This window comes from Microbacterium sp., from assembly GCF_046295495.1.
In the GTDB taxonomy this organism is placed as follows: Bacteria; Actinomycetota; Actinomycetes; order Actinomycetales; family Microbacteriaceae; genus Microbacterium.
In genome coordinates, this window is record NZ_JBKBNC010000068.1 from 1 (window position 1) to 8579 (window position 8579).

Annotated in this window: 10 protein-coding genes; 4 read left to right on the forward strand and 6 right to left on the reverse strand. The window is 75.2% G+C overall.

The window, feature by feature from the left end; genetic code table 11:
- Positions 1-128 precede the first annotated feature (128 nt).
- Genes ACK4LS_RS14245 through moaA form a run of 5 tightly spaced genes read right to left on the reverse strand, consistent with a single transcriptional unit; the run spans position 129 to position 4078 of the window.
- Positions 129-365, reverse strand: coding sequence for a MoaD/ThiS family protein (locus ACK4LS_RS14245; protein WP_409718610.1), 237 nt, complete (start codon positions 363-365; stop codon positions 129-131).
- A complete protein-coding gene (gene moaC / locus ACK4LS_RS14250) occupies positions 362-871 on the reverse strand; it encodes a cyclic pyranopterin monophosphate synthase MoaC (protein ID WP_409718613.1) in 510 nt (169 codons plus the stop codon). The genes ACK4LS_RS14245 and moaC overlap by 4 nt, the downstream gene beginning before the upstream one ends.
- Positions 868-2091, reverse strand: coding sequence for a gephyrin-like molybdotransferase Glp (gene glp, locus ACK4LS_RS14255; protein ID WP_409718616.1), 1224 nt, complete (start codon positions 2089-2091; stop codon positions 868-870). Before glp ends, moaC begins: the two co-directional genes overlap by 4 nt.
- Positions 2088-2858: a HesA/MoeB/ThiF family protein gene (locus ACK4LS_RS14260; protein ID WP_409718619.1), complete on the reverse strand. Its 771-nt coding sequence runs from the start codon at positions 2856-2858 to the stop codon at positions 2088-2090. Before ACK4LS_RS14260 ends, glp begins: the two co-directional genes overlap by 4 nt.
- Positions 2855-4078, reverse strand: coding sequence for a GTP 3',8-cyclase MoaA (gene moaA / locus ACK4LS_RS14265; protein ID WP_409718622.1), 1224 nt, complete (start codon positions 4076-4078; stop codon positions 2855-2857). The genes ACK4LS_RS14260 and moaA overlap by 4 nt, the downstream gene beginning before the upstream one ends.
- Positions 4079-4253: 175 nt before the next feature.
- On the opposite strand from moaA, the gene ACK4LS_RS14270 reads away from it, so the two are divergent.
- The 4 genes from ACK4LS_RS14270 (at position 4254) to ACK4LS_RS14285 (ending at position 7382) form a co-directional block, all read left to right on the forward strand.
- Entirely contained in the window at positions 4254-4649 is a 396-nt protein-coding gene (locus ACK4LS_RS14270) for a molybdopterin-binding protein (protein WP_409718625.1), read from the forward strand.
- Positions 4650-4768: 119 nt separating this feature from the next.
- Positions 4769-5542 carry a molybdate ABC transporter substrate-binding protein gene (gene modA / locus ACK4LS_RS14275; protein WP_409718628.1) on the forward strand — a complete coding sequence of 258 codons (774 nt, stop codon included), beginning with the start codon at positions 4769-4771 and terminating at the stop codon, positions 5540-5542.
- Positions 5539-6318 (forward strand): molybdate ABC transporter permease subunit, encoded by a 780-nt coding sequence (gene modB, locus ACK4LS_RS14280; RefSeq protein WP_409718631.1) that lies wholly within the window; start codon positions 5539-5541, stop codon positions 6316-6318. Before modA ends, modB begins: the two co-directional genes overlap by 4 nt.
- Complete coding sequence (locus tag ACK4LS_RS14285; protein WP_409718634.1) at positions 6315-7382, forward strand: sulfate/molybdate ABC transporter ATP-binding protein; 1068 nt, start codon at positions 6315-6317, stop codon at positions 7380-7382. Before modB ends, ACK4LS_RS14285 begins: the two co-directional genes overlap by 4 nt.
- A gap of 77 nt (positions 7383-7459) precedes the next feature.
- Here the strand turns inward: ACK4LS_RS14285 and cydC are convergent.
- A partial coding sequence (cydC, locus tag ACK4LS_RS14290) for a thiol reductant ABC exporter subunit CydC (protein ID WP_409718637.1) occupies positions 7460-8579 on the reverse strand: 1120 nt, incomplete at its 5' end.

Consider the following 8579-nt stretch of genomic DNA (forward strand, 5'->3'; position numbering starts at 1 on the left):
CCGCAGCCGGCCCCGGTGGATCGCCCGCGGTCGCAGCGCAGCCGGCCCCGGTGGGTCGCCCGCCGCCGCGCCGCAGCGGGCCGGCTGGGTCGTCTGCGGCCGGGGTCGGCGGACGACCGTCGACCGGTTCAGCCGCCCGCGAAGGGCGGCAGCACGTCGACGTGGGTGATGCCCGCCAGCGAAACGTCGTCGTCGTGACGGGCACCGTCGACGAGCAGGGCGCAGCGATCCAGGATGCCGCGGAGGGCGGGGTGGTCGTCGACGACCGCCGCGCGGAGGGCGGCGAGGGTCGTCTCGGTCCGCTCCTCGGCGTCGGTGCCGGCCGCCTCGGCCGCGGCCGCGAAGTACCGCACGCGCACGCTCACACGGACGCTCCCTCGCTGCGCGCACCGGCATCGGGCTCGCCCGGTCGCACCCAGTCGCCGGACTTGCCTCCGGTCTTCGACACGATGCGCACGTTCTCGATGAAGGTGCCCTTGTCCATGCCCTTCACCATGTCGACGATCGCGAGCGCGGCCACCGACACGCTCGTCAGTGCCTCCATCTCGACGCCCGTGCGGTCGGCGGTGCCGACGGTGGCCTCGATGTCGACGCCGTCGTCGGTGATCCGCAGGTCCACCGACGCGCGGTGCACGCCGATGACGTGCGCGAGCGGGAGGAGGGCGGGCGTGGACTTCGCGGCCTGGATGCCGGAGATCCGGGCCACGGCGAGCACGTCGCCCTTCGGAGCGGTGCCGTCGCGCAGGGCCGCGACGACCTCGGGCGCGCAGCGCACGAAGCCGCGCGCCGTCGCGGTGCGGACCGTGGGCTGCTTGAGGGTGACGTCGACCATGCGGGCGTGACCCGCGGCGTCCAGGTGGGTGAAGGTCATGGGATCAGCATGACATCGAGCGGGTCGCCCACCGACACGGTGGACACCTCGGCGGGAACGATCGCGAAGGCCTCGGCGCGCGCGAGCGAGGCGGCCAGATGCGAGCCCGATCCGCCCGCGGTGGCGGGACGCACGGTGCCGGCGACCAGGTCGACGGCGGCGGGAAGGTACTGACGGCGACCGGGCGGGGTCGTCCAGCTCTCGGACGCCGTGAGCCGGGCGAGGCGACGGTCGATCGCGCTGCGACCCTGCAGCGCGAGAAGTGCGGGACGCACGAACACCTCGAACGACACCGCGACGCTCACCGGGTTGCCCGGGAGACCGAACACGAGACGTCCGTCGGCGAGCGCGCCGAAGGCCTGGGGTTTGCCGGGCTGCATCGCGACCCGATCGAACGAGATGCGATCGCTCAGGGCGAGACGCACGGGCTCGTACGCCCCCGCGCTCACGCCGCCGGTGAAGACGACGACGTCCGCGCGATCGGCGCGGGCGAGCACGGCATGGATGCCGGCCGGGTCGTCGCCGACGCGATCGACGAGCACGACCTCTGCGTCGACGTCGGCGACCAGGGTCGTCAGCAGTGTCGCGTTCGAGTCGGGCGTCTGACCGCGCCCGGGGTCGACGCCCGGGGCGACGAGCTCGCTGCCCGTGGACACCACGGCGACCCGCGGCGGGCGGGTGACCCGCACCGTGTCGACGCCCGCCGCGGCGGCGGCCGCGAGCGCGAAGGGGCCGAGGCGCTCGCCGGGGGACAGGACGATGTCGCCGGAGCGGGTGTCGCCACCGCGGCGGCGGATGAAGGCCCCGGAGGCCGCGGGGGAGCGGAGCACCTGGACGGAGCCGAGGGAGTCGGCCAGGCCCCCGGCCGTGTCTTCGAAGGGCACGATGGCGTCGGCGTCGGCGGGGACGGCCGCCCCGGTCATGATGCGCGCGGCCTCTCCCGAACCGAGGGCGGGGTCGTCGGCGGTGCCGGCCGGCAGGTCGGCGATCACGCGCAGGGTCGCCGGGTGGTCGGCATCCGCCCCCTCGACGTCGGCGAAGCGCACCGCGAAGCCGTCCATGGAGGAGTTGTCGAAGCCGGGGAGGTCGTGAGCCGCGCGCACGGGCTCGACGAGCGTGCGGCCGACCGCCTCGGCGAGCGACAGCGTCTCGGCGGGCAGCCGTGTGACGGCGGCGAGCACGCGCGCGCGCTGCTCGTCGACGCTGAGGAGTTCGCTCACGCGGGGGTCCTTCCGATCAGCGGGATGACGTCCTGGCGGGCGCGCAGGGCGTCGATCACGACGAGGCGCCCGAGCAGAGGCTCACCGGCACCCGTGACCAGCTTGATCGCCTCGGTCGCCAGCAGCCCTCCGACCTGCACGCACAGCGAGCCGAGCACGCCCACCTGCGCGCACGTCGGAGGCTCCCCCGCGGAACCCGGCGGGAACAGGTCGCCCAGCACGATCGGCGCGTACCCCGCGGGCGGGGTCGACCAGAACACGGTCACCTGCGCCGCCCACTCCTGCACGGCCCCCCAGACGAGGGGGATGCCGAGGGCCTCGGCGGCCGCGGCCACCGCCTCGCGGGTGTCGAAGGTGTCGCTGCCGTCGATCACGAGGTCGGCGTCGGCGAGGAGGTCGCGGGCATTGTCGGGTGTGAGGCGCTGCGCGACCTCGCGCACCGCCGTGAGGGGCGAGAGGTCGCGCACGGCACGGGCGGCCGACGAGGTCTTGGCGGTGCCGATGTCGTCGACGCGGTGGAGGAGCTGGCGCTGCAGGTTGGTGCGTTCCACGACGTCGTCGTCGATGACGACGAGCTCGCCGACACCCGCCGCGGCGAGAGCGAGCAGCACGGGGGAGCCGAGTCCCCCGGCCCCGATCACGGCGATGCGGGCCGCGGCCAGGCGGCGCTGGCCCTCCTCCCCGATCCCGGCGAGGACGGCGTGACGAGCGGTGCGGATGAGTTCTTCGGGGGCGAGGGACGCCACCGGCTCCACGAGCGGCCTCATCCGCCGATCGCGCTCATCGTGCGCTCCGGCTGGACGAAGTCGGCGCGCGCCAGACCGACGCGGTCGGAACCGTGGGCGCGGGGCTTGGCCCACATGGCATCCCGCCAGATCTGCGCGAGGCCCTCGTCGTCGGCGCCGTCGCGCAGGGCCGTGAGCAGATCGGTCTCTTCGTGCGAGAACAGGCACGAGCGGATACGGCCGTCGGCGGTGACGCGCGTGCGCGAGCAGGCGTTGCAGAACGGCTCGGTGACGGAGGAGATGATGCCGACGTGACCGGCGACGGCGGTCTCACCGGGACGACGGACCTCCCAGCGCTCGGCGGGGGCGGCCCCGCGGCCGCGCGGATCGGGGGCGAGAGAGAAGGCGGTCTCGATCTCGGCGCGGATGTCGGCCGCGGCGATGACGTTCGTGGCGGTCCACGAGCGGTCGCCGTCGAGCGGCATGTCTTCGATGAAGCGCATCTCGAATCCGTTCGACACGGCCCAATCCACCAGCGGGACGATCTCGGTGTCGTTGATGCCGCGCAGCAGCACCGCGTTGATCTTGATGGGGCCCAGGCCCGCCGCGCGCGCGGCCTGGAGGCCGGCGAGCACCTTGTCGAGGTGGGGGCGGCGCGTGAGCTCGGCGAAGGTCTCGGCGTGGAGGGTGTCGAGCGACACGTTGAGACGGCTCAGACCCGCGTCTTTCAGGGCCTGCGCGCGGCGGTCGAGGCCCACGGCGTTCGTGGTGAGCGCGATCGGCAGGTCGGGGTTGTCGGCGCGGATGCCGGCGATGATGAACTCGAGATCCTTGCGCACGAGCGGTTCCCCGCCGGTGATGCGAAGCTCCTCGGCGCCGAGCGACTGCACGGCCACGCGGACGATGCGGCGGATCTCGTCGGTCGACATCAGCTGCGACTGCGGGAGCCACGGCATCCCGTCGGCAGGCATGCAGTACGTGCAGCGCAGGTTGCACTTGTCGATCACCGAGACGCGCAGGTCGCGGGCGATGCGGCCGAAGCGGTCGAGGAGACCGCCCTCCTGCGGGGCCCCGGTGACGCGGACGGCGCCGGGCTCGCGCTGCGGCTCGCTGCGGCGCGGGGCGGCGTGCGCCGTGTCGGCTTCGCGGCGGACGCCGGTCTCGCGGACCGCGCCGGGGCCGGCCGGGCCCGAGGCGGTGACGGTGGCGCCGAGCGGCACGGTCACCGGGCGTGACGTGGCGTTCGCGTGCTCGGCATCCATGGGTCGAGCCTAGGCGAGCGCGGGCGGGGTGGGGCGGGCGCAGCCCGTGCCCGCGACCGACGGCGTCTCACCCCGGCGCCGGTCGCCATCGACGGGCGGGATACCGCCCCGGCGGCGGGCGGGCGCGGTGCGGACCGACCGGCGCGCGGGGCGCCGCGCCGGGTAGCGTCGAGGGATGCCGAACTCTTTCCGCATCGCCCACGCGGCACGTCTGCTCGGGGTCAGCGACGACACCGTGCGGCGCTGGATCGACCAGGGGACGTTGCCGACGACCGGGGCTTCGCCGGTGGAGGTCCCCGGTGCCGCGCTCGCCGAGCGGGCGGTGGCCCTCGCCGACGAGCCCGACGATCCGACCGGCGCCGCATCGAGCGCGCGAAACCGGTTCGTCGGCATCGTCACGCGCGTGCGCATCGACGGGGTGATGGCGCAGGTCGATCTGCAGTGCGGCCCGCATCGCGTGGTGTCGCTCATGTCGGCCGAGGCGGCGGAGGAGCTCGCGCTGGAGCCCGGGTCGCTCGCGGTGGCTTCGGTGAAGGCGACCGTGGTGACGGTGGAAAAGCCGCGGGACTGACCCCTCGGAGTGCCTCCGCAGAGATCGTCGGGGGCTCAGGTGCGGCTGAAACCGCCCGGCGTATCCGCGGATGCGGAAGAATGGATGCCGCGACCTCCCGGTTCGCGGAGAGGAACCTCATGCGCCGCTTCCTTCGACTGGCCACGGTGCTCGGCGCCGTGGTCGCCCTCGGCTCCGGCTGCGCCGCCGTGCCCCCGTCAACGACGCCGGGGGATGCGGCATCCGGCGACGCGCTCTCGGGGACGGTCGAGGTGTTCGCCGCCGCGTCGCTGCAGCGCTCGTTCGATGAGATCGCCTCGGCGTTCGAGGCCGAGCACCCGGGTGTCACGGTGAGCGCCGCGTACGACGGCTCGAGCACGCTGGCCACGCAGATCGGCGAGGGCGCGCCGGCCGACGTGTTCGCCTCGGCCGACGAGAAGAACATGGCGAAGGTCGTCGACCGGGCGCCGCGCCCGCGGCTCTTCGCGGCCAACACGCTGGTCATCGCCGTGCCCGCCGGAAACCCCGCCGGAGTCACCGCGCTCGCCGACCTGGCCCGCGCGACCACGGTGCTGTGCGCTCCCGAGGTGCCGTGCGGGGCGGCGTCACAGACCCTGCTCTCGAACGCCGGCGTCGCGGTGACGCCCGTGAGCGCCGAGCAGAACGTCACCGCGGTGCTCACCAAGGTCGCGGCGGGCGAGGCCGATGCGGGGCTGGTGTACGCGACCGACGTCGCCGGGCGCACCGATGTCGAGGCGATCGTGCCCGACGGGGCCGACGCGGTGGTCAACCGCTACCCCCTCGCGGCTCTCACCGACGCTCCGAACCCGCGCGCTGCGACCGCGTTCGTCGACTTCGTGCTCTCCGACGCCGGTCAGGCGATCCTCGCCGACGCCGGGTTCCGCGCGCCGTGACCGGCGGCGGTTTCGTCCCCCGCTGGCTCGCCGTGCCGGCGGTGGTGGGGCTGTTGTTCCTCCTCGTCCCGCTCACCGCCCTCGTCGCGCGCGTGCAGTGGGGCACGCTGTGGAGCGACGTCACCTCTCCCGCGGCGCTCTCCGCGCTCGGGCTCTCGCTCGGGACCGGGGCGCTGGCCACCGCGGTGTGCGCGGCGGTCGGCATCCCCCTCGCCCTCCTCATCGCACGTAGTCCCGCGCGGATCGCGGCGATCCTTCGCGCTCTCGTGACGGTGCCGCTCGTGCTGCCGCCCATGGTCGGCGGCGTGGCCCTGCTCTACCTCTTCGGACGCACGGGGTGGTTCGCGGCCCTCGGCCTGCCCTTCACCACGCCGGCGGTGGTGCTGGCGCAGGTGTTCGTGGCGTTGCCGTTCCTCGTGCTCGCCGTCGAGGGCGCCCTGCGCAGCACCGGTGTCGAGTTCGAGCGCGCCGCCGCGTCGCTCGGGGCGAGCCGCGCGACGATCCTGCGGCGCGTCACGCTGCCGCTCGCGGCTCCCGGCGTCGTCGCGGGCGTGGTGCTGTGCTTCGCGCGTGCGATCGGCGAGTTCGGTGCCACGGCGCTGTTCGCGGGCAACCGTCCGGGTGTCACGCAGACCATGCCCCTGGCGATCTACACCGCGTTCAACGGCGCGGGGGTCTCGCAGGGCACCGCCGTCGCGCTGTCGCTGCTGCTGCTCGTGACGGCGGTCGCCGTGCTGCTGCTCGTGCGCGGGTGGAGACCGGGGGTGGGGCGATGAGCGCGGCTCCCGCGATCGGTGGGCGCATCTCGGATGCCGCGCACCTGCGGGCCCGGGTCGTCGTTCGCCGTCGCGACTTCGACGTCGATCTCGCGCTCGAGGTAAGCCCCGGGGAGATCGTCGCCGTGATGGGCCGCAGCGGAGCGGGCAAGTCGACGCTCCTCGGGACGCTCGCGGGTCTCACCCCGCTCGACGGGGGAGAGATCTCCGTCGACGGGCGCCTGCTCGACCGCGCTCCCCGCCTCCGCACGGCACCGATGCAGCGCGGCATCGTGCTTCTCGGTCAGGACGCCCGTCTCTTCCCGCACCTGAGCGCGCGCGAGAACGTCGCCTTCGGTCCGCGCGCCGCCGGGGTCCCGGCATCCGTCGCCCGTTCGACCGCCGACGAGTGGTTGACACGGGTCGGACTCCCCGGCGCGGGCGACCGGCGCCCCGCGCAGCTCTCGGGCGGTGAGCAGCAACGGGTCGCCGTCGCCCGCGCGCTCGCCGCGGAACCGCGCGTCGTGCTGCTCGACGAGCCCCTCGTCGCCCTCGACGCGGTGACCGCGTCGGAGATCCGCGCGATGCTGCGCGACCGGCTCTCCGGGGTGACCACGGTCGCCGTCACCCACGACGCCGTCGACGCGGCCGCCCTCGCCGATCGGCTCGTGATCGTCGAGCGGGGGCGCGTCACGCAGGAGGGACCGGTGCGCGAGGTGCTGTCGGCACCGGCGACCGAGATCGCCGCCCGCATCGCCGGGCTCGAGCGCCTCGTCGGGCACGCCCGGGGCGGCGGGTGGGTGCGCTCCGGCGCACGGCTGGAGACGACGGATGCCGCCTCCCTCGCCCTCGCCGCCGTCGAGGGCGCCCCGCTGGCCGCGGTCTTCCGCGCGGCCCACGTGCGCCTCGGGGAGGGGGCGGCGGCCACCGTCTCGCACCTCGAGCCCACCCCCGCCGGTGTGCGGGTGGTCACCGACGCGGGCGCCGCGGAGGTCTCACCCGCCGTGGCCGCCGAGCTGCGACCGGGAGACGTCGTGCGCTGGACCGTGGCCCCCGCGCACGTGCGTTTCGTGCCGGCATCCTGAACAGCCCGAGCTCCGCCGTCGTCGGCTCTCCGGCTCGGCTGACGCCCCCGCACGTGCGGCGACGACGCGCGCACCGCTCAGACGACGACCCGCCCGCCCCTCAGTTGCACCCGGCGGTCCACGAGCCCCGCCGGCACCTCGACGTGGGACACGAGCACCACGGCGCGGTCGCGATCGACCGCCCCCAGCAGGTCGGCGAGCAGGGCATCGGATGCCGCCGGGTCGACACCGGCGGTCGGCTCGTCGAGCACGAGCACGGGGAAGCCGCGCAGCACGGCCCGTGCGAGCGCGAGACGCTGCGCCTGACCGCCCGAGACGAGGGCGCCGCGGTCACCCACGCGGGTGTCGAGCCCGCCGCGCTCGCGCGCCCACGCGTCGAGGCCGACGCGGGCGAGGACGCACCACAGGTCGTCGTCGGTGGCGTCCTCGCGGGCGAACAGCAGGTTCTGGCGCACCGACTCGTCGAAGAGGAACGGCGACTGCTCGACCAGGCCGATGGTGCGTCGCAGATCGTCTCCCGACAGCTCGCGCGCCTCGGTGCCCCCGATGGTGAACGAGCCCTCGTAGTCGAGGAAGCGCACGAGCACGTGCGCGAGGGTGGTCTTGCCGGCGCCGCTGGGACCGGTGACGAGAACGCGCTCGCCGGGGCCGACCCGCAGCGAGACGTCGTCGAGACGCCCGGCATCGCCGTCGGCGTCGGCGCGCGCGGGCCAGTGGGCGCGCACACCGCGCAGCACGAGTCCGGCCCCGAGCTCCGGGGCGACGCCGGTGGGGGCGGGCTCGTCGCGGGGGAGCCCATCGGGGACCTCCGCGGGGACCGCCTCGGCGATGCGCTCCGCGGCGCCGCGCACCTGGCGCCAGGACGCCAGGGCCAGCGGCACGGGGCCGAACACCTCGAACACCGCCATCGGCAGCAGCACCACGACCGCGAGCCCCGGCCCCGACAGCGTGCCACCCGTGACGCCGGGCATCGCCACGACCAGCGCCGCGAGCGAGGCCACCCCGGCCACCGCCGACACGGCACCCGAGGTGAGGCCCTGCGCCCCGCCACGGCGCACGACGGCGCGGCGCAACGCGGCGTCGGCCCGGCGGACGCGCTCGCGCGCGGCATCCAGCGCGCCGTACGCCGTGAGCACGTCGAGGGTGGTCAGCAGATCGTGCACCGCGTCGGCGACGGCGGCTCGGAGCGGGGCGATC

Bases quoted from the DNA above. Each gene is read 5' to 3' on its own strand.
- ACK4LS_RS14260 (WP_409718619.1), bottom strand. From the start codon at position 2,858: ATGAGGCCGCTCGTGGAGCCGGTGGCGTCCCTCGCCCCCGAAGAACTC.
- moaA (WP_409718622.1), bottom strand. From the start codon at position 4,078: ATGGATGCCGAGCACGCGAACGCCACGTCACGCCCGGTGACCGTGCCG.
- modA (WP_409718628.1), top strand. From the start codon at position 4,769: ATGCGCCGCTTCCTTCGACTGGCCACGGTGCTCGGCGCCGTGGTCGCC.
- ACK4LS_RS14285 (WP_409718634.1), top strand. From the start codon at position 6,315: ATGAGCGCGGCTCCCGCGATCGGTGGGCGCATCTCGGATGCCGCGCAC.
- ACK4LS_RS14270 (WP_409718625.1), top strand. From the start codon at position 4,254: ATGCCGAACTCTTTCCGCATCGCCCACGCGGCACGTCTGCTCGGGGTC.
- moaC (WP_409718613.1), bottom strand. From the start codon at position 871: ATGACCTTCACCCACCTGGACGCCGCGGGTCACGCCCGCATGGTCGAC.